Annotated in this window: 20 protein-coding genes; 8 read left to right on the top strand and 12 right to left on the bottom strand. The window is 64.5% G+C overall.

The window, feature by feature from the left end:
* The 5 genes from Q0L57_RS22255 to Q0L57_RS22275 form a co-directional block, all read left to right on the top strand.
* The coding region (locus Q0L57_RS22255; protein ID WP_366940940.1) for a hypothetical protein at nt 1-311 on the top strand (311 nt) is incomplete at its 5' end.
* Nucleotides 312-402: 91 nt separating this feature from the next.
* A complete protein-coding gene (locus tag Q0L57_RS22260; RefSeq protein WP_296745195.1) occupies nt 403-750 on the top strand; it encodes a hypothetical protein in 348 nt (115 codons plus the stop codon).
* Nucleotides 751-977: 227 nt separating this feature from the next.
* Nucleotides 978-1,310: a hypothetical protein gene (locus Q0L57_RS22265; protein WP_296745196.1), complete on the top strand. Its 333-nt coding sequence runs from the start codon at nt 978-980 to the stop codon at nt 1,308-1,310.
* A gap of 184 nt (nt 1,311-1,494) precedes the next feature.
* Entirely contained in the window at nt 1,495-1,827 is a 333-nt protein-coding gene (locus Q0L57_RS22270) for a hypothetical protein (protein ID WP_296745197.1), read from the top strand.
* Nucleotides 1,828-2,151: 324 nt separating this feature from the next.
* Nucleotides 2,152-3,420, top strand: coding sequence for a DUF763 domain-containing protein (locus Q0L57_RS22275; RefSeq protein ID WP_296745198.1), 1,269 nt, complete (start codon nt 2,152-2,154; stop codon nt 3,418-3,420).
* A gap of 19 nt (nt 3,421-3,439) precedes the next feature.
* Here the strand turns inward: Q0L57_RS22275 and Q0L57_RS22280 are convergent, their stop codons facing one another.
* From Q0L57_RS22280 to Q0L57_RS22315, 8 genes are all read right to left on the bottom strand, one after another.
* Nucleotides 3,440-4,279: a DUF3883 domain-containing protein gene (locus tag Q0L57_RS22280; RefSeq protein WP_296745199.1), complete on the bottom strand. Its 840-nt coding sequence runs from the start codon at nt 4,277-4,279 to the stop codon at nt 3,440-3,442.
* 444 nt (nt 4,280-4,723) lie between these two features.
* Complete coding sequence (locus tag Q0L57_RS22285) at nt 4,724-5,284, bottom strand: Panacea domain-containing protein (protein WP_296745200.1); 561 nt, start codon at nt 5,282-5,284, stop codon at nt 4,724-4,726.
* Between the two features lie 163 nt (nt 5,285-5,447).
* A complete protein-coding gene (locus Q0L57_RS22290) occupies nt 5,448-6,047 on the bottom strand; it encodes a DUF6456 domain-containing protein (protein ID WP_296745201.1) in 600 nt (199 codons plus the stop codon).
* A gap of 223 nt (nt 6,048-6,270) precedes the next feature.
* Nucleotides 6,271-6,627, bottom strand: coding sequence for a hypothetical protein (locus tag Q0L57_RS22295; protein ID WP_296745202.1), 357 nt, complete (start codon nt 6,625-6,627; stop codon nt 6,271-6,273).
* Nucleotides 6,548-7,240: a hypothetical protein gene (locus Q0L57_RS22300; protein ID WP_296745203.1), complete on the bottom strand. Its 693-nt coding sequence runs from the start codon at nt 7,238-7,240 to the stop codon at nt 6,548-6,550. Before Q0L57_RS22300 ends, Q0L57_RS22295 begins: the two co-directional genes overlap by 80 nt.
* A gap of 322 nt (nt 7,241-7,562) precedes the next feature.
* Nucleotides 7,563-8,366 (bottom strand): GcrA cell cycle regulator, encoded by an 804-nt coding sequence (locus tag Q0L57_RS22305; RefSeq protein ID WP_296745205.1) that lies wholly within the window; start codon nt 8,364-8,366, stop codon nt 7,563-7,565.
* A 106-nt stretch (nt 8,367-8,472) separates the two neighbouring features.
* Nucleotides 8,473-8,772 (bottom strand): hypothetical protein, encoded by a 300-nt coding sequence (locus Q0L57_RS22310; protein WP_296745206.1) that lies wholly within the window; start codon nt 8,770-8,772, stop codon nt 8,473-8,475.
* Complete coding sequence (locus Q0L57_RS22315; protein ID WP_296745207.1) at nt 8,769-9,080, bottom strand: hypothetical protein; 312 nt, start codon at nt 9,078-9,080, stop codon at nt 8,769-8,771. Before Q0L57_RS22315 ends, Q0L57_RS22310 begins: the two co-directional genes overlap by 4 nt.
* 80 nt (nt 9,081-9,160) lie before the next feature.
* Here Q0L57_RS22315 and Q0L57_RS22320 point away from each other — a divergent pair, with 80 nt between their 5' ends.
* From Q0L57_RS22320 to Q0L57_RS22330, 3 genes are all read left to right on the top strand, one after another.
* Nucleotides 9,161-9,793, top strand: a complete 633-nt coding sequence (locus tag Q0L57_RS22320; protein ID WP_296745208.1) for a S24 family peptidase — start codon at nt 9,161-9,163, stop codon at nt 9,791-9,793.
* 225 nt (nt 9,794-10,018) lie between these two features.
* Nucleotides 10,019-15,019, top strand: a complete 5,001-nt coding sequence (locus Q0L57_RS22325; protein ID WP_296745209.1) for a tetratricopeptide repeat protein — start codon at nt 10,019-10,021, stop codon at nt 15,017-15,019.
* Nucleotides 15,020-15,135: 116 nt separating this feature from the next.
* Complete coding sequence (locus Q0L57_RS22330) at nt 15,136-15,408, top strand: DUF2167 domain-containing protein (RefSeq protein ID WP_296745215.1); 273 nt, start codon at nt 15,136-15,138, stop codon at nt 15,406-15,408.
* A 493-nt stretch (nt 15,409-15,901) separates the two neighbouring features.
* Here Q0L57_RS22330 and Q0L57_RS22335 read toward each other — a convergent pair whose 3' ends face one another.
* The 4 genes from Q0L57_RS22335 to Q0L57_RS22350 form a co-directional block, all read right to left on the bottom strand.
* Nucleotides 15,902-16,924, bottom strand: coding sequence for an ABC transporter substrate-binding protein (locus tag Q0L57_RS22335; protein WP_296745210.1), 1,023 nt, complete (start codon nt 16,922-16,924; stop codon nt 15,902-15,904).
* Nucleotide 16,925: 1 nt separating this feature from the next.
* Nucleotides 16,926-17,699: an ABC transporter ATP-binding protein gene (locus Q0L57_RS22340; protein ID WP_296745211.1), complete on the bottom strand. Its 774-nt coding sequence runs from the start codon at nt 17,697-17,699 to the stop codon at nt 16,926-16,928.
* Nucleotides 17,696-18,442, bottom strand: a complete 747-nt coding sequence (locus tag Q0L57_RS22345) for an ABC transporter permease (protein ID WP_296745212.1) — start codon at nt 18,440-18,442, stop codon at nt 17,696-17,698. The genes Q0L57_RS22340 and Q0L57_RS22345 overlap by 4 nt, the downstream gene beginning before the upstream one ends.
* A gap of 345 nt (nt 18,443-18,787) precedes the next feature.
* Nucleotides 18,788-19,194: YkoF family thiamine/hydroxymethylpyrimidine-binding protein (locus Q0L57_RS22350; RefSeq protein ID WP_296745213.1), on the bottom strand; the 407-nt coding region annotated here is incomplete at its 5' end.

Here is a 19,194-nt window from a genome sequence, read left to right on the forward strand (position 1 = left end):
AGGCAGCGATGAAAAAGCTTCTGCTTGCTTCGATGATCGCCATCGCCTCGGCGTTTGCGATCGCTCCGGCCAGCGCGGCCAGCGTCCAGCTCGGTATCGGCGTCGGCCCAGGCTATGACGACGGTTATTATGGCGACGGCTACTACCGCCACCGCTATTACCGCCCGGCTCCGGTCTATGACGACAACTACTACGCCGACAATGGCGACTATTACTGGCGCCGGCACCATCGCCACCATTGCCGCATCGAACTCGTAACACATTGGCGTCACCACCACCGCGTGGTCGAGCAGGTGCGCGTCTGCGGGTAACGCGATCCCCGCACGTCAGAACGGTTCGGCGCTTGAAACGCCGAGCCGTTCCGACCACATAAAATGGCAGGACCTTCAGTAGGAAGTTGCCATGCGAAAGCGTCTGTTTGCGTGCATCCTCGCGCTTGCCTCGGCGGCCGCCATCGCTACGCCGGCGAATGCAGGCGGCGAGTTCCTAGGCGGCAGTTATTTCGGCTACGGCCCCTTCGGCGACTTCTACGACAACTACAGCCCCTCTGCGTCCTACGGCGCCTATTGGGGCGGCCCCTATCTCGAACATGGCCCGCCGGGCTATAGCCCGGCCTATTCGGACGACTACGGCTATGTCGCGGGGCCGAACCGCTATTATGCCACGCGCTACCAACATTGCCGGATCGAAACGGTGCGGCAGCGCACCCGCGACCACTGGGTCAGCAGGCAGATGCGCGTCTGCGGGTAACGGTCCCCGATCCCGCGTGTTGGGGTAATTCCCTGAAAGGCTTTCCGGGAATTGCCCTGTCTCCTGGAACTGCCTCGCCCACTGGGTGAGGACAGTTCGGCGTTGAATCGCCGAACCGTCCTAACCGTTTGTTTTCACGCGCCTTCACGCGCGTTGATATTCACGTGAACCGGAAGCCTTTTGGCTGGCCCAGCGTTATCATGGTGAACCTTCAGGAGGAGGTTGCCATGCTGAAACTCCTGTTTGCCTCGGCCATCGCGCTCGCCTCGGCGACGGCCGCCGCCACGCCGGCGAATGCGGGCGACGTGTTCCTCGGCGGCAGCTATTTCGACTATGGCCCGTTCGGCGATTTCTACGACAGTTACGGCCCCTCCCCGGTCTACGGCGCCTATTGGGGCGGCCCCTATCTCGAACATGGCCCGGGCTATGGCCCGGCATATTCGGAAGACTACTACTATGACGGCGGCTATGTCGCGGCGGGGCGCAATTGCCGGACCGAAACGGTAAGGCACCGCACCCGCGACCACTGGGTCAGCCGGCAGGTGCGCGTTTGCGGCTAGATCAAAGAGATAGAGCATGACGTCGCCCGAAAAACCGCTTCACAGTTTTCGGGATCATGCTCCGGCTGGCAAAACGGGCGTGGCCGCACCGATTTTCCGCCGATTTTCGCGCAGGCGGCGGACGCGCGGGCAGCTTTTTGCCCCGTCAAGCGTTGTATAGGCAAACCTTCAGGAGGAGGTTGCGATGAAAAATCTTCTACTTGCCTCAGTGATCGCCGTCGCTTCGGCTGCGGGCACGGTCGCGCCGGCGGATGCCCATCCGCATATCTTCTTCGGCTTCGGCCTGGCCCCGTTCGGTGGCTACGGACCGTATTATGGCGCCCCGTACTATGGTGGCCCGTATTACGACGATTATTACGACGACGATTACTATCCCGGCTACTATCCACGCTACTACCGGTACCACAGATACTATTATTACCACCGGCACCACCACAGGCACTATTACTACTACCACCGGTACCACCACAGGCACTACTACCACCATCGGCACCACCATCGGTATTACCGGTACTAGGTGGGCGCGGCGCCCGGTGACTGCCAATCTCCCCCCTTGAGGGGGAGATGTCCGGCAGGACAGAGGCTCGCGTAGATCGCCCAAGCAAAGCGCGAGCAAACGCTTCGTCATCCTCGGGCTTGACCCGAGGATTTATGCCGTGACCGTCGTCGAAGAGCCCGGCGGTGCGGAATTCTGTAACGCGGAGGCGCGTCCAGGTCACGGCATGTATCCCAGGGTCTGCGCGCGTCGCTTCGCTCCTTGCTTCGCCCTGGGATGACGAAGCGCCTGCTTGCAAATCCCCCTCGACATGCCATCTAACTCCCAAGCACCCGGGAGAATCACGTGACGCAGCGAAGCGGCAGCGCCGACCTGCCGCTGCATGGCGGGCGGGTCCCGAAATGGCTGGGCGATCGGATGACGAAGCTCGGCGCGGTGCTATGCGAAGCCATCATCCACCATTACGGCCGCGACGAGCTGCTCAGGCGCCTGGCGCATCCCTTCTGGTTCCAGTCCTTTGGCGCCGTGATGGGCATGGACTGGCACTCCTCCGGCATCACCACCTCCGTCATCGGCGCGCTGAAGCGCGGGCTGAACCCGATGTCCAGCGAGTTCGGCCTCCATGTCTGCGGCGGGCGCGGCGCGCATTCGCGCAAGACGCCGGGCGAGTTGCTGGCGATCGGCGACCGCGTCGGTCTCGACGGCGAGGCCCTTGCCACCGCCAGCCGGCTCGTCGCCAAGGTCGACAGCGCCGCCCTGCAGGACGGCTACGACCTCTATCTGCACGGCTTCATTGTCGCCGATGACGGGCGCTGGGTGGTGGTGCAGCAAGGCATGAACGGCGACGCCCGCCAGGCGCGCCGCTACCACTGGCTGTCGGAGGGTCTCAAGAGCTTCGTCGACCAGCCGCATGCGGCGATCGAGGGCGAGCACCAGGGCGAGATCGTCAACCTCACCGACCATCGCGCCGAAAAGGCGCGCGGCGGCCAGGTCGAGTTGCTCAAGACCATGAGCCCGGAAAAGATCCTGGCCGAGCTTGCCGTGCTGGAGCCGCGACCCGAGCCGGAGCCCGCCGCGCAGCCGCTGCTCCCCAACCTCGTCATGCCCGCGCATCACGACGTGCGCGAGACAGACATCGTCATGCGCCGCCTGCACGGCAACATCGCCTCGGCCATCGAAAGCGGCCCAAAGGATTTTCCAGAGCTGTTGCTTGTCCCCGGTGTCGGCCCGCGCACGGTGCGGGCTTTAGCCATGGTCTCGGAAGTGGTGCACGGCGCGCCCTACCGCTTCTCTGACCCGGCGCGCTTCTCGCTAGCCCACGGCGGCAAGGACCGCCACCCCTTCCCCGTGCCGCTGAAGGTCTATGACGAGACGATCGGCGTGCTGAAATCAGCTGTGGGCAAGGCCAAGCTCGGCCGCAGCGAAGAGCTGGAGGCGCTCAGAAGGCTGGACGGCGAGTCACGCCGGATGGAGCGGTATGTGACCGGGCCGAGTTTGAAGGAGATCGTGGCGGGCGAGATGGACCAGTCGCATCTGCTGGGGGGACGGAGCGTGTTTGGGTGGGAGGGGAAGCCGGAGAAGGCGACCCAGAAAAGCCGAACAGGACGGGACTAACGAGCGGTGAGGCTGTCGTTTAGATCGGCGTTGCCCGCCACGTTTCTGCACGAAGACTAAGGGCCTGATCGAGCGGTGGCTTGATCGTGAAGACACGTGGCGATTGGGCGAACAGATGCACCCGGTAGAGATGCCAAGCGTCTGGACGCGAGTCAGCGACCTCATGCTCGTTTCGAGTCAGGAAGAAAGGTGTTCGTGCGGAGCCGTTCGTGGTTTTCACTTCAATCAGACGCTCCTTGCCGTCGGGCTCGAATGACAGCACGTCATAGCCTGCACCATCACCGTCTTCGGCTGCGATCCATCGAATCTTTCTGGCCAGGTCGGGCCTATCGATGCCGATCAGCCGCTTACGCTCAACGCCCATGATGAACTCTTCGCCTGCGGCGCCTAAAGCTCGATTGCGATAGTCGCGCTCGACCGGATCGAATTTTCGGAGCAAGCTTACCAAGGGCGCAGGCTGAGTGCTGGCGAAGTCTGGCGCCGGTGGTGGCGCGATGAAAACATCACCTTCCTCGGCGACGTTCAAGACGGTTGGAGGCAGTTGCTCGTAGGTGGGAATGCCGCGGCCAGTCAAGTATCGGTCGATCGCACCGAAAATCGCCGCTTGGTAATTTCGCTTTGGTTTGTAGCCGGGAATCCAAGGCATCCCCAACTCTTCGAGCACCGCCGAAATGTTCTGATGTTTGAATTCCACCGAACGATGCGTGCGCCCGATCTCGTCCATCAACGCCGCGCTATGACGAGACTTCACATATGGGCGGCGAGCCAAGTCCTCGCTCAGCATCGCAAAATAGTCAGCCACGATGGCGTCCAACTCATCGTCGCTCCATGGTGTGCCTATCTTTGCTTCGTCAGCCAAAAATTCCCTCTCGGCGTGGTTAGTGGGAATTCGCGCTGCCGGCAAGGATTACTTACATACAATTTGCCTTAAAGTACGCCTTGATCTTCGGGGTGCAATGAGGCGACGTTAGGAACCCAGCCTTAATAGATTCGAACTGCCCCTCGTCTACAAGTCCCTCATAGGCTACGGTCTTCGCATTAACACTTTTAATCAAAACCGCAGTGTCAACGATGTCTGCCTCCGCATACAAGATGAAAGACTTCCTATTTATAAATTTATGACCGTCCATCAGGATGCATGACTTGTCACATCTGTCATAGAACGTATTTAATCCTACCAGAAGATTCTTCCGATTGGAGCATGGGTCGTTCATCACAAAATACAGATGACCCCGCGTCGGATCATGTGCAGGGCCGGTATTCGGAATATGCAGCGTCGTGCGCTTGAGAGGATAAAACAGGCTCACAAAGACAGTAGAGCAGAGATTCTTCTTTTTTGGGAGACACCCCGCTCGACATCTTCACCATTCTTTTCGCCTAGAGCGTCAAGAACGTCCTTGTAGCTAATTGGCACCCGGCCCGATTCGACCTCGGTGTATTCAGGACAATTATCATGGGTCCAATTTCTGATTTCCGAAGCTGAGAAATCACGAAACCGCTCCCACACCCCTTCAACAGCGGCAATCTCCGCATCGCTTACTTCGTCCAAATCATCCCTGGCGAACTCTCGCTTCAGTTGAAAATTACGCTTGTTATCTCCAATCACAAAGAACTGAGCCCAATATTCAGTATCCAATTGGCCATTGAGACCATTCAGCGAGCTAGAGCAAATTGGACCGTCCTTGAGCGAGTAGAATTCATCGTAGAGCATAGGATGTCCATGCCTAGATAGAAACTCACGCTCTGAGAGATAGAGAAGCTTGATCAGCTTTAGCTTCTCCATATTGGGTTGCTTTGACAGCAGATAGGCCGCTATTTGCGCTGCCTTTTTGCTGGCAAAACCGACTAGCGGTGCGAATGCCATTCCCCACCATCCGCTTGAAATGCGACAAATATATAGCATGGACGAAATTGGCTATGTGAAAAAATTCGTATGCATTTTCTGCTTTCCGTAAATCTGATGTCTATTTTGCCACATAGCTAGCCGCATTTCGTAAGGGGACATACGACCTCGTCGATACGGCCCCTCACCCCGCCCGCCTCCCCATCATCATCCCATAATGCACTGCCAACAGGTCCAGCCCCACCTTCAGCAACTTGACCACCACGTCGCGCCCCTCGCCGCTTCGCTCGGCGATGGCCTTCACCGACTGGCCTTCGAGGCAGATCTTGCGCACCACTTCCGCCACCTCCCAGTGGGCGAGCGCGGATGCCGCATGGGCGTGGGCGCGGCCGGCTGAGAGGACCCGGTCGGGGACGCCGCCGCCGACGCGGCCGCCGTCTATGCGCTCGCTCCAGGATTGAGGCTGCAGGCCCTCGCGCTGGCTGCGCTCGAAATCGTCGCGGAAGCGCTGGCCGGCCTCGCGCTGCTGGCGGCTGAGCGAGGTGATGCCCACCAGCGGGTCGACATTGCGCAGGCGCACGATGCCGCCTGTCGAGGTGTAGCCGCCGTTCGACACCTCGTAGACGCGGCGCGCCTCGGCCGTGCCGGGGGTGAGGCGCTGGCGGCCGAAGGCGTCCGGCTTCAGCGCGAAGTCGTGGCCGATCTCGCGACGGATGCGCACCTGCTCGGCCTCGCCCTTGGGGAGCTTTGGCGGCTGGGGTTTTTTCGCGGCTTTGCGGGGCATGGGCGGCTCCTTGTGGGTTGTGGGTGGAAAAGTTGGAAGGTCGGCGCGAGGCACCCCCCTCTGTCCTGCCGGACATCTCCCCCTCAAGGGGGGAGATTGGCTGTTTCGCTCGCCGCGTTTTTTCCGCAGCGTTGGAGATTGGCGAGGCGTTGGAGAGATTGATCTCCCCCCTTGAGGGGGAGATGCCCGGCAGGGCAGAGGGGGGGTGCCTGGCGCCGGCGCATCATCGTTGTCGGCGGCGCTCCCCCTCTCCGTCGCGGCTTCGCCGCGCCACCTCTCCCCCGCGTTGCGGGGGCGAGGAAAGGAGCGCCCGCTTCGCCATCAGTTCCCTCATCAGCCTTCTCTCGCGCACCTCGATGGAGAGCTGGGCGCTGGACGGGCAGAACTGGGCGTTGTCGACCCTGGCCTCGCCGCGGATGAAGCGCTGGATGGCGGCCTGGACGTCCTCCAGCGCCGCATCCTGCACCGCCGCCAGATAGCCGCGCAGCTGCATCTCGGCGTCAGCCAGCGCGGATTGCGGGAAGCAACTGAACATCGCGACGAGCGCCTTCGTCGCCTGCTGCAATTCGGCTGCGGTCATTGATCTCCTCGATGATTGCGTTGGCGGCATCGACATGGGTCTTGCGCCGCTGCCATTTCTGCCCGGGCGCCGTTGCCGGCCCCGAAGACGCTTTCCCGTTCCTGTCCCGCGCGGCGGCAACTAAGGGAGAAAACGCCCAGGCGTTTTCTCCCTTTGGATATTCTGGACTCTGGGTTTCTGGACTCTGGGTTTTATCGCCCGCCTTATCCCCTGCCCGCGCCCGCCGCTTATCCGAGGGCGGAATCGTCCTTTCCTTCGAGAGGCTTGGGTTGCCGCCCTTCAGGCCGTTGCGGCGCGCCGCGCGCGCCTTGCGGGCGTCGGCGATCATGCGCCGGGAATAGATGCGGCCGTGACGGTCGCGCGAGAAGACGCGGTTGTTCTCCAGCTCGCCAAGCAGCGCGCCAAGCTCGGCTTCAGCGCAGCCGGCAAGGCGGGCAAGGGCCGCCTCGTCCAGCCCCTTGCCGGCGATGGCGACATAGCCGATGGGCTCGTGCGCGGCGGCGATGCACAACATGCGCATCCACAGCCCCTGCGCGGCAAGCGAGCACAGCCGCAGGTTCGGATCGGCCTCCCAGTCCGACCAGAAGAATTTCGACCAGATCGTGCCGCTCATGGGAGAGGCTCGATGGTGGGGCGAACGCGATTGGCCAATCTCCCCCCTTGTGGGGGGTGAGGAGTGGTCCGCGCAGCGGACGCGAAGCCAATTGCTTGGCTTCGCGAACGACGAACGCCCGGAGCGATAGCGAAGGGCCGGCCAGTCCGGCAGGACAGAGGGGGGCGCTGTCCCGCCAGCGTATCAATGCCTGGGTTCGTTACTCGGCCGCAACAACGGACAGCGAAAGCAGGTTCTGAGACGTCGCGTTCCTTCGCGCCCCCCTCTGCCCTGCCGGGCATCTCCCCCACGAGGGGGGAGATTGGCAGTTCCAGCGCCACGCTCACATGCCCCTCCCGCGGTGCCCATGGAACCTTGCATGGTGATGCGCGCAATAGCTCCGCGTGCCTGTCGTGCGCAGGCCGCAGCACAGCATGTCGGGGCCCGGGCGTGCGCCTGGCGGGTCGGCTTCCGGCTCCTCGCGCAGCGCAAGGTCTAGCGGGGCACGGCAGCGGCCGAACAGGCAGTCGAGGAAAGGCATAGCCGCGACATGCGGCTGGCGGCCGGGATTTACCGGGGGCGGCGGGGCCGGGAGCTTGTAGCGCTGCGCCTCGGATTTTTCGCGCTCGCCGGGAGCGAGCCAGGCCGGCGGCAAGGTGCGCGCGGGTTTGCGGGGCTTGGGTTTCTTGGGCTTGGGGGTGCGGAGGGTGACTTCTGGATTTGCCGAAGCGCCGATAACTGAGACGCCGGCGGGACAGCGCCCCCCTCTGCCCTGCCGGGCATCTCCCCCACTTGGGGGGAGATTGGCTGCTTCGGCGCCGGCGCTTTCCATCAGCTCGGCATGTCTGGCGAGCGCGGCGGGTTCGGACAACGTGATGCTGCCCGCCGCCACCCTGGCCCGGCGGCCGGGGCGGCCCGGGCGGGCGGCGTGCTTCCTTGGCCGGCCGCCGGCGCGGCCGCCCTTGGGGTTGGCGAAGCCGATGGCGCGAAGGCCGGCGTTGCGGTGGACGATGCCGATGATGGCGTTGCGCGAGACCGGGCTGCCGCGCAGCGTGCTGAAACGGCCGGCGATGCGCGAGGCCGAAAGCCCCTCCTTCAGCAAGGCGGCGATCTCGTCGATTTCCTTTTCCGTGTATGCGGCGGCCATGTCTCATTCCGTTGATTGCGAAGGGAGCTTGCGAAGAGCTTGGCTTCGGCCAAGCGCCAGGGTTCGGCCGCGAGGCCGCGGGTCGGATCAGCGAGTGCGTTGAAGGTCAGGCGGCGCCGGGCGCCGCGCCGGTCAGTCGAAGAAGCGCCACCTCGGCGGCGGCGCGCGTGAGGCCTGACACCGCCCGGCCAGTCGCCCGGTCGAACAGGATGACGGTGCCATCCTCGGTGCGGATGCAGGAGACGGCGCCCGAATTGGCGGCCGGAGCCGGGGGAGGAGCGGCTCCGGCCGTTCCGGTGAACCGGGGTGCGGGCGGTTCAACCGGATGCGTCCGGACCGGGGAGGAGGACGGCCCGGACGATGGGAAAGACGATTCGAACTCGAAAAGCGGAGGAAGCGCGTTCATGCCGCCTCCCCTTGCAATGCCGGGCGGCGATGGCCGGCCAGCCATTCATAGCTGACGCCGGCGATGCCCAGCCGGCGGCTCGCCGCCACCACCCGCCCCCAATGCTGCGGCGCGATGCGGCCGCGCCGGCGCATCTGGCGCGCGGCCTCGTAGCCGCAGCCGACATCGGCAGCGAAGGCGCCGATGCTGTGCCAGCGATCGATAAGCCCCGAAATATTCGTGGGCAGCCCCGAGATACTCGTGGGCGAGATGCTGGTGGGCGGTGGCGGCGCGCTCAATAAGGAAATGCTTGCGGGATGTTCGATCATGCGTTAAGCGTACGTTATGTACGAAGGGCGCGCAAGCGAAATCGTACACAATGGACGATCTTTTTCGGGCATTTTGTACGATGATGGATTCTCGGCACAGATTGCAGCAGGCGCGCGCCCAGGCCGGCTATGCCACGCCCAGCGATGCGGCGCGGGCGCTGCGCGACATCAACAAGAACACGCTGATCAGCCATGAGAACGGCAACCGGCCGCTGTCGCGCAAGGCGGCGGAGAAATACGGCAAGCTGTTCGGCGTCGACCCCGGCTGGCTGCTGTTCAATGGTGACGGCGCGGAGGCCGCGCCCGTGCACCTTGCCCCCTCGCCCGTCACCGTCGACGTGCCGATCGTATCATGGATCAGCGCCGGCGAGCTCGGCGGCCAGGAGGGCGTGGTCAACCTCTCCGACTATCCGACCATTCCCACCGCCGACCTCGAGGAAGGCGAATGGATCGCGCTGCGCGTCGACGGGCCGTCGATGAACAAGATCTCGCCGCCGGATTCGATCATCTTCGTCAATCTGCGCGACAAGCGGCTGGTGACCAATGGCTGCTACGTGATCTCCGACGAGACCGGACGGGCCACCTACAAGCGCTGGCGACCCAACGACAACCCACCCTTCCAGCCGGCGTCCTATCTGGACATCCCGCCGCCTGAGCTGGAGGGGGCGATTACGATCATCGGCCGGGTGAAGCGGTCGATGATCGACATGTGAGGGTGACGGTTGAGGGAGTTGCCGGCTAAGGCTGGCGATCCTTCACGCCCCTCTCTGTCCTGCCGGAGATGTCCGGCAGGACAGAGGGGGGTGCTGTCCCGCCGACCCCCGGTAGGAGCCGTCCGAATGCAGCCCTTGCAATTTCTGCTTGCATTCCGGAACAAAAACAGAACTATATAAGCAACCACGGCAGGAGCCGCGGTAACTCCGGGGGGAGGATCAATAATGTCACGCCGCACCGGCGCGTTTTTGCACGCGTTTGTTGGATGGATTTCGCGCGGGCCGCTGGTGGCGCTGGCGGGAATGCTGGCGCTTGGCGTGTGCGGCGGACCGGCGCTCGCCGCCGCGAGCGACCATGCCATTTGTTTCGGCGATGAAAAAGGCGCCGGCGATGCCAAAGCGGCGGCCGACCAGCGCATTGCTGCCTGCACGGTGGTTGCCAAGGACGTCACCGAGGCATCACCTGTGCGCGCCAAGGCCTATTTCTACAGGGCCAGGGCTAGGGACGACAAGCAAGACTGGGATGGCGCGATCGCCGACTACAGCGAGGCGATCGCGCTCGATCCCAAGCGGGCTTCGGTCTATTTCAACCGCGGCGCCGCCTGGTACGAAAAAGGCGACGACGACCGCGCGATCGCGGACTTCAACATCGCCATAAGTCTGCAGCCGTCCGACAGCCTGGCCTATTCCAGCAGGGGCTCGGCCTTCCTGGACAAGGGCAAGGTTGACGCGGCCATCCTCGACTTCCAGCAGGCGATCGAGGCCGATCCGCGAAACGGCAGGGCGCATGCCGAGCTCGGCGCCGCCTTGGCCGCCATAGGCGAGCAGGAAAAGGCGATAGCCGCATATGACGAGGCGATCCGCATCGATCCGGCGGACGTGACCGCCCTGATCAACCGCGGCATCGCCCACGCCGCCAAGGGCGGGTTCGACCGTGCTATTGCCGATTACGACACGGCGCTGGGCATCGATCCCGGGAGCGCCGACGCCTATGCCAAACGCGGCGCCGCCTGGGCGAACAAGAGGGAATGGGTTCGCGCGATCGGTGACGCCAACAAGGCGATCGCGCTCGATGCCGGAAACATCGACGGCTATTACTACCGAGCCGTCGCCTGGGCGGGCAAAGGCAACGACGAGCGCGCCATTGCCGATTTTGGCCAGGTGATCGCACTCGATCCGAACGATGCCGGAGCCTGGCTCGCCCGTTCGCTGGTACGAGCCCGAAGCGGCGACGTCGTCGGCGCGGCTGCCGATTGCCGCAAGGCCATCGCGCTCAAGCCGGAAAAGGCGGTTGCTTGCGATGCGGGGCCCGCCGACGCCGAGGCGCCGGCAGCGGAGACGGCGGCCAAGCCCACGCCGCCCTCCCCGGACGAGGCCGCGCACGCATCCGCAGCACTGGACCCTTCCAACCCTGCTACCTGGTATATCCAAAGAGGACTGGACGACCAGAAAGAAGGAGACGTGAAAGGCGCAGTCTATCTCTTCAGCTTTGCCATCAAGCTCGATCCCGACAATGCCGAAGCCTATTACCGTCGGGCGCTCGCAGAGGCCTCGCAAGGGCACAAGGCTCTCGCCTTTAGCGATTGCCGGCGCGCCGCCGAGCTCGACCCAGAACGCGCTGACGCGTGCGCCGCGCTCATGGCTCAACCCGTTCCGGCCGCCGCGACACAGGATCAAGCCACCGAGGATCGGGCCGCCCAGGATCAAGCCGCCGCCAGGTTGTTGGTCGAACGCGCCGGGACGCGGCTGGCAAAATACGGCGTGGACGGCGCGCTCGTCGATTTCGACAAGGCGATCAGCCTCGATCCCGACAATTCCGACGCCTATCTGGGCCGCAGCCGCGCCAGGGCGCTCAAGGGCGACCAGGCGGGCGCCGTTGCGGATTGCCGGCGCGCCGTCGAACTCGACCGCAACCGGAAGGGAAGCTGCAGCCAGCAGGTTGCCGGCGATGAAGGCAAGCCCGTTCCGGCGCAGGGTCTGGAACAACCCAAGCCAGCGGCCGCAAACGCGACGCCGGCGATCGTCCCGGACCTGACGGCGACCGACGATACGCTGACCGCCAAGGCCATGGCGGCGACCGATCCGCAGGCCCTGGAACTGATCCTCAGCGGCGATGCCTGGCTGGACATGGGCAAATACGACAAGGCGATCGGCGCCTATGACCAGGCGATCGGCCTCGACCCCGGCAACCGCTTCGGCTATTTCGGCCGCGGCAGGGCCAGGGCAGCCATGCGCGATTACGCGAGAGCGATCGCCGATTTCGACCGGGTCATCCAGCTCGCCCCGAATTTCGCCGCGGCGTATTTTCGCCGGGGCCTCGCCAAGGTGACCTCCGGCGACGCCGATGGCGGCCTTGCCGATTGCGACCGGGCCGCCACGCTCGATCCGAAGGCGCGCGATGCCCATTATTGCGAAGGTATTGCCTGGCACGCCAAGGGCGACGCCGGTCGCGCGATCGCCGCCTATTCGGTGGCGATCGGCATCGATCCCAAGCACGACGCCAGCTATTACGGGCGCGGCATGGCCCGCGCCGACCGGAAGGACTATGCCGGCGCCATCGCCGATTTCGACCAGGCGCTCAAGCTGGACGCCGGCAATGCCGACTACACCATCGCCCGCAAGGCGGCGGTGGCGGCGAAGGAAGAACAGGCCGCCGGGTCTGATGCGGGCTTGGCCAAAGCCGGCGGCCCCGACATTGCAGCCGACGGACAAAACGCCACCGCGGTTGCGCCAGCCGAGACCCTGTCCACGGCCAAGACAGGCGCAAGCGACGACATTGCGCTTGACGGTTCGAAGTTGGCGAAGCTGATCGACACCACCGACCCTCGCGTCCTGGTCGCCGTGTCCAGTGGCGACAGCCTCGTGCGGGACGGCAAATATGACGAAGCGATCAAAGCCTATGAAGAAGCTATCGCGATCGCTCCGCAAAGCCCGCTCGCCTATTTCGGTCGCGGCAAGGCGTTTGACGGCAAGAAGGACTTTGCCCGCGCCATCGCCGACTACGACAGGGCCATCGCCATCATTCCGGATGTGGCCGCGCCGCTCATGCGCCGCGGTCTGGCCAAGGCTGCGGCCGGCGATCCGGACGGCGCGCTTACCGATTGCATCCAGGCCATCAAGCTCGACCCGCAAGCGAGCGGCGCCTTCTTCTGTTCCGGCGCGGGCTGGTACGCCACCGGCGACTTGAAACGAGCGATCGAGGCCTTTTCTGCAGCGATAGAGATCAACCCGAAAGACGCCGCCAGCTATTATGGGCGAGGCATGGCGCAAGCCGACGGCAAGAATTATGCCGCGGCGGTTGCCGACTTCGACCGGGCCGCCAAGCTGGACCCGCACAATCCTGACTACGCTGCCGCGCGTCAGGCAGCGGCGGCCGCGCAGGCGAACGGCGGCGCCGGCGGCAATGCGATCGCGCCATCCTCGAAGGAACTCAGGGCTTTCGTCGACCGGGGCTATGCCTTCTACCACAAGGGCAAATATGATCGTGCTGTCGCCGAATTCAACAAAGCGATGGCGATCGATCCGAAGGATGCTTCGCCCTATGTCGGACGGGCCATCGCGCTGGTCGACAAAGGCAAGTACGACGCGGCGATCAAGGACTACAACAAGGTCATCGAGCTCTATCCCGACTATTCGGACGCTTACACCGGCCGCTCCGTGGCGTGGATCAAAAAGAACCAACCGGATCGCGCGTTGTCCGACCTAAACCGCGCGATCGAGCTCGACGCCGAAGACGCGGCCGCCTATTTCGGGCGCGGCAGCGCCTTCATCGCCAAAGGCGATTATGACCGGGCCATTGCCGATTTCGACCAGGCGCTGAAACTTGATCCCGGAATGGCGGTTGCCCGCAAGGGCCGCAAGATGGCTGAGGCGGCGAAAGACAAAGCCGCGGCAACCAAGCCGGCCGCCCGACCGCGAAACAAAGCCGCCGAAGACGCCATCGAAGCAGGCACGATCTGGCGCAGCCAAAATCAGCTCGACCGCGCGCTCGAGCAGTACGGCATTGCGATTGCCGCCGACCCGGCCAATGCGCGCGCTCACACCTTGCGCGGCTTCACCTATACGCTGAAGGGCGATTCCGACCGGGCGCTGGCCGACCACAACAAGGCAATCGAGCTCGATCCCAAGTCGACCGACAGCTACTTCTATCGGTCCCTCATCTGGCGGCAGACAGGCAAGATCGACCGCTCCATCGCGGATCTGACGACCATCATTTCGTTGCAGCCGGACAATGTCGACGCCTATGTGCTGCGCAGTCGAGCCCGGGCTGCAAAACACGATTGCGACGGCATCATCGCCGACTCGACAAAGGCAATCGGGCTGCGGCCGGCGGGCGCCGAATCCTGGTACAATCGAGCATTCTGCTGGAACATCAAAAAGAAATACGATCTAGCCATTGCCGATCTCGATGAGGCCTTGCGCCTCGATCCAAACTATCCGGACGCCCGCAAGCAGCGCGACGCGGCGGCAGCCGCGAAAAGTGCGCCGACGAGCGGGACAACGACGCCTGCCGGCGAGCTGACGCAGAAGGGCATCGCCTTGTACAACAAGGGCAAATATGACCTCGCCATCGCAAAATTCGACCGCGCGATTGCGCTCGAACCCAAGAACGCCAAGGCTTTCGGGTATCGCGGCCTCGCCTGGGCCCAGAAGGGAAACTACGATCGCGCCATAACCGACTATGGCAGCGCGATTGCGATCGAGCCCAAGACCAGCAGCTATTATTCCGCTCGCGCTTTCGCCTGGACGGCCAAGAACGACGATAAACGCGCCATCGATGATTTCAGCAAGGCGATCGTGTTCGATCCCGCCTACGCGACGAACTTTCACGCTCGGGGGATCAGCCGGATGACGATAGGCGACCTCGATGGCGCGATAGCGGACTATGACAAGGCCATCGACCTTAATCCGGGTGTCGCCAAGATACATTTCGACCGCGGGCTTGTGTGGATGGCCAAACACGACTCGAAACGGGCTCTGGCCGACTTCGACATGGCGATCGGGATCGATGCGAAGTTTCCGGGCGGCTATTTCGGCAGGGGCCTCGTCCAAGCACGCGCGGGCGATCACGACGGCGCGATCGCCAACTTCAATCAGGCAATCAAGCTCTACCCCGATTACGCCGACGCCTATGGCGCGAGAGGCTGGTCCTGGGAAGCGAAAGGCAACCACAAGCGCGCCATGGCCGATCAGAAGAAGGCACGCGGCCTGGGATCGAACTTCTAAGACAATTCAGGCGGCTCGGAGCGCCTTGGTCGCTTGCAGGCAGATGTCCGAGACGGGCATTCGAGAGCCTCGCCGCCAAGTAAGGCCAGCAAAAGCAATTGTAATGTCGCTCTAAAATCGCAAAAGAGAGCTTTTTATCTTGTACGTCGGCGGCCGCCTACAAGCCGCAGGCCGGCTCGTCCTATTTCGAATTCTCCAGCGGCGACAAGGTGGCGGGCTATGGCGCGCTCGGCGTGCTGGCGACGATGCTGGGTGTCAAATATGGCGGGGCCGCGAGTGCCGGGCTCATAGCGCTGTTGCTGGTGGTGCTGAAGAAAGGCGCCTTCATCCTGCTCTTGCCGCTGGTCTGGCTGAGAAGGCTGTTCAGCCGAAACAAGGCGGGCAGCTAGGCTGCCAACGCGCGAAGGTGCCCCGCCCCCAAAAATTCGCAGAAAGCTGTGCAAAAGTTCCCGGCTTCGTTCGATTGCACGCTTCGCATACATTAGCACTGGCGCATAAGCCTTCACAGCCGGCGGCCTAGTGTCCCTTCACCCAGCTGCCGGTTAGGCCCGGCGTCTACCGTTCGCACCCCAACAGCGATGGCGCCGGGCCGCCAGCAACCAAAATTTCCCGGAAAAAAGCCCGCTGCGCGAGGCGTCGGCAGCGGGCCATGGGAGCGTCGGCTGACTGGCAACCTGACAAGGGAGTGGGGACACTACTCCGCAAACCGGCGCTCGAGGATGCATGGGCTATGGATGCCATGCACATGATTGACGTTAGCGCCGGCCCGCAAAGACTTCATCACTCGATTGCATGACGAATCGCGCGGTCGGCCGAAACAATCTGGCCGCCGGCGCCGAAGCGCGGCCCGCCAGGCCCTGAAACCCTTCCTCGGCTCCAACCCTATCCCTGGAACTCATTGCTGAAATAGGCGGAAAAATCCGGCCGCGCGGCCAGCGCCTTGCCGTTGCCGTCGAGCAGGATGCCTGACGAAAACAAATACCCGCCCATCGCCTCCACCTTGGCCTTGTCGATCGTGCCGATGGCACCGGCAGCGCTTTTCAGGAAATGGCCGTCGTTCAGCGCCTTCAGCGAGGCATGGATCAGCGCCGGGTTGGTGAGCGTGTCCTTGTTGGCGGCGATCAGCAGATCGCCGGCCGCCTCGGGCTGGTCGACGGCGAATTCGTAGCCGCGCCGGGTAGCCTGCACGAAGGCGGCCGCCGCCTTCGGGTTGGCGGTGAGGAAGGCGTTGCTGGAGGCGATGAAGGTGGTGTGCTCGTCCGGCACGCCGTAGTCGGCATAGCGGAAGCTGCGCTGCTTCAGGCCCTTCAGCGCGGCCTCGACGCCTTCCCAGGTCGAGACCTCCAAGGTGAAGTCGACCGAACCGCTGGCCAGCGCGTCATAGGCCGAGGTGCCGAGCGTCACCGTCTTGAAGTCACCCTTGCCGCCGTCATGGCGGATGATGGTCGAGATCAACGCGTTCTCCCAGGCGCTGCCGAAGCCGCCATAGGTCAGGCCGTCGAGATCCTTCGGGCTCTTGATCGCCGCGCGATCGGCGTTGAAGACGACGCGGCCGGTCTCGGACTGAACGACGGCATAGACGGCCTTCAGGTCGGCGCCGGCGCTCTTCTGGGTGAACAGGCCGAGCGCGCCGGAAATGCCGAAATCGGCGACGCGGTTGGCGACCAGCGTGCCCGAGCCGGTGTCGCCATAGGGCAGGATTTCGACATCGAGCGCGGCATCCTTGTAAAAGCCCTTGTCGCGGGCGACGAACAGGCCGATGTGGTTGGTGTTAACCGTCCAGTCGAGCGCGACGGTGATTTTCTGCGCGGCGGCGCGGGCGCGCGTGGCGCCGGCCAGCGGAGCCAGCGGTAGGCCAGCGGCCAGGGCCAGGAACAGCGCCTGGCGGCGGTTGAAGTCGGTCATTTCATGTCTCCATCGGTGAAGGGGAATTCGTTTCGGCGGCGCCCAGCAGCGTGTCGAGGATGCCGGCTTCGATCGCGGCCGCCTCGCGGGCAAGCGCCGCGCTTTCGGTGCGCGGGCGCGGCAGCGGCACGGCGACTTCGGTGACGACACGCGCCGGGCGCGCCGACAGCACATAGATGCGGTCGGACAGAAGCACCGCCTCGCGCACGTCGTGGGTGATGAGCAGCGCCGTCCAGCGGTGCCGCGCCCACATCTTCTCCAGCCAGCGCTGCATGGCGGCGCGTGTCAGCGCATCGAGCGCGCCGAAAGGCTCGTCAAGCAGCAGCATGTCGCGCTGCTGCACCACGGTGCGCAGCAGCGCGGCGCGCTGGCGCATGCCGCCGGAAAGCTCGGCCGGCCAGGCGCGCTCGAAGCCGGCAAGGCCGAACTCGGCGAACAGGGGCGCGACGCGCTCGCGCGCCGCGCTGCGCTTCATGCCCTGCACTTCCAGCCCGAGCGTGGCGTTGTCGATGATGCGCCGCCACGGCATCAGCGCGTCGCGCTGCGGCATGAAGGCGAAGCGGGCGCCATGGTCGTCCAGCGGCGCGCCGTCGAAGCGCATCTCGCCCTCGCCCCGGGTCGCGCCGGTGAGCAGCTGGAACAGCGTCGACTTGCCGGCGCCGGAAGGGCCGAGGATGGAGACGAACTCGCCCTCGCCGACATCCAGCGAAATGCCAGCGAGCACGTCCAGCGCGCCGAAGCTCTTGCGCACCTCGCGGAGTTCGAGGCGGGTCATGGCCGGTCCTCCCCGGACGGCTCCGGCCTGCCCTCGCGCCCCGCCTTCTCCCAGGGCATGGCGAGGCGCTGCACCAGCACGGCCAGTCCGAACAAGCCAAGCGTCAGCGCCGAGCTGACGGCGACCGCCGCAAGCACGAGGTCCGGCCGGAAATTGTTCTTGGCGCTGAGCATGTAGATGCCCAGCCCCTTCGCGGCGCCGGCGTATTCGGCGAAGATCGCGCCGACCACGGCATAGGTGATTGAGATGCGCAGCCCGGCGAAGAAATAGGGCAGCGCCGAAGGCAGGCGCGCCAGCCAGAAGACGCGCCAGCGCCCCGCCCCCATGGCGGCAAGCATCTGTGCAATTTCCTTGCTGGTCGCGGCATAGCCCTCGACCAGCGCCACCATCATCGGGAAGAAGGTGACCAAAGCCACCAGCAGGATCTTCGGCAGGAGCCCGAAGCCGAACCACAGCACCACCAGCGGCGCGATCGCCACCAGCGGCAAGGTCTGGCTGGCGATCAGGATCGGGAACAGCGCGCGCCGCAGCGGGGCCAGGAAATCGACCAGCGCCGAAAGCACGAAGGCGGCGGCGAGCGAGCAGGCAAAGCCGGCCAGCGTGGCGCTGATGGTGGGCAGCGTGTTCTCGGCCAGCGCCCCGCGGTTCTCCCAGGCCTGCGCCAGCACGCGCGACGGCGCCGGCAGCACGGTGGGCGCAATGCCGCCGAGGCGGGCGTAAAGCTCCCAGGCCAGGAGGAGCATTGCGAAAGCGATGGCAGCGGGGGTTATCTTGGCGACGGCGGCGACGACAGCTGATCTCCCCCCTTGAGGGGGAGATGGCCGGCAGGCCAGAGGGGGGTGTGCCAGAACGCCGTCCTGCGAAATTTGCGCGGAAGGGCGCGATGAACCGACTGGCCGGCGGGACAGCACCCCCCTCTGCCCTACCGGGCATCTCCCCCTCAAGGGGGGAGATTGGCTGTCACCCAGGCCTTCGCCAATCACCGGCGATCCCTGCTGCAAGGCAGGGTCAGGCGTGGGGGCATTTCCCCCATATATCTGAGCGAATGGTCCAACCACGGCATCTACCTCGACGGCGCTTGCGCGCGCTCAAACCGCGGTCGGGCTGTTCGCCGAAATGGTGATGTCGAGGGTCACGTGGCCGGCGCCCGGGCCGAAGCGGCAGAAGGCTTCGTAGAGCGTGGCGAAGATCGCGCCGGCATCGCCGCGCAGTTTGGTGCAGAAATGCTTGGAGCGCTCGAACACGCCCGACTGCTTCAGGAAGTCGATGCAGCCATAGATCTCGTCCATGTGGTCGCCGGTGCCCATCACATAGAGCGAGAACTGGGCGGCGGCCGGCTGGTCGGTGGAAGGCGTTTCGCGCACCGCGCGGATCGCGGCCGCCTTGCGCTCGTCGAGCGGGATGGCGGGGCCGCCGATCTCGTCGGAGCGGCAGATCGGATCGTCGGGCTCGCCGGGGCAGCCGCGCGAGACGGCGGCCGAAAGCACGCAGTGCT

It is taken from the genome of Mesorhizobium sp. (assembly GCF_024509055.1).
GTDB lineage: Bacteria > Pseudomonadota > Alphaproteobacteria > Rhizobiales > Rhizobiaceae > Mesorhizobium.

What these genes read in the sequence shown, in the direction of transcription:
- Q0L57_RS22260 (WP_296745195.1), top strand. Translation starts at nt 403, where the DNA reads ATGCGAAAGCGTCTGTTTGCGTGCATCCTCGCGCTTGCCTCGGCGGCC.
- Q0L57_RS22265 (WP_296745196.1), top strand. Translation starts at nt 978, where the DNA reads ATGCTGAAACTCCTGTTTGCCTCGGCCATCGCGCTCGCCTCGGCGACG.
- Q0L57_RS22270 (WP_296745197.1), top strand. Translation starts at nt 1,495, where the DNA reads ATGAAAAATCTTCTACTTGCCTCAGTGATCGCCGTCGCTTCGGCTGCG.
- Q0L57_RS22285 (WP_296745200.1), bottom strand. Translation starts at nt 5,284, where the DNA reads ATGGCATTCGCACCGCTAGTCGGTTTTGCCAGCAAAAAGGCAGCGCAA.
- Q0L57_RS22290 (WP_296745201.1), bottom strand. Translation starts at nt 6,047, where the DNA reads ATGCCCCGCAAAGCCGCGAAAAAACCCCAGCCGCCAAAGCTCCCCAAG.
- Q0L57_RS22295 (WP_296745202.1), bottom strand. Translation starts at nt 6,627, where the DNA reads ATGACCGCAGCCGAATTGCAGCAGGCGACGAAGGCGCTCGTCGCGATG.
- Q0L57_RS22300 (WP_296745203.1), bottom strand. Translation starts at nt 7,240, where the DNA reads ATGAGCGGCACGATCTGGTCGAAATTCTTCTGGTCGGACTGGGAGGCC.
- Q0L57_RS22305 (WP_296745205.1), bottom strand. Translation starts at nt 8,366, where the DNA reads ATGGCCGCCGCATACACGGAAAAGGAAATCGACGAGATCGCCGCCTTG.
- Q0L57_RS22310 (WP_296745206.1), bottom strand. Translation starts at nt 8,772, where the DNA reads ATGAACGCGCTTCCTCCGCTTTTCGAGTTCGAATCGTCTTTCCCATCG.
- Q0L57_RS22315 (WP_296745207.1), bottom strand. Translation starts at nt 9,080, where the DNA reads ATGATCGAACATCCCGCAAGCATTTCCTTATTGAGCGCGCCGCCACCG.
- Q0L57_RS22320 (WP_296745208.1), top strand. Translation starts at nt 9,161, where the DNA reads ATGATGGATTCTCGGCACAGATTGCAGCAGGCGCGCGCCCAGGCCGGC.
- Q0L57_RS22325 (WP_296745209.1), top strand. Translation starts at nt 10,019, where the DNA reads ATGTCACGCCGCACCGGCGCGTTTTTGCACGCGTTTGTTGGATGGATT.
- Q0L57_RS22335 (WP_296745210.1), bottom strand. Translation starts at nt 16,924, where the DNA reads ATGACCGACTTCAACCGCCGCCAGGCGCTGTTCCTGGCCCTGGCCGCT.
- Q0L57_RS22340 (WP_296745211.1), bottom strand. Translation starts at nt 17,699, where the DNA reads ATGACCCGCCTCGAACTCCGCGAGGTGCGCAAGAGCTTCGGCGCGCTG.
- Q0L57_RS22345 (WP_296745212.1), bottom strand. Translation starts at nt 18,442, where the DNA reads ATGCTCCTCCTGGCCTGGGAGCTTTACGCCCGCCTCGGCGGCATTGCG.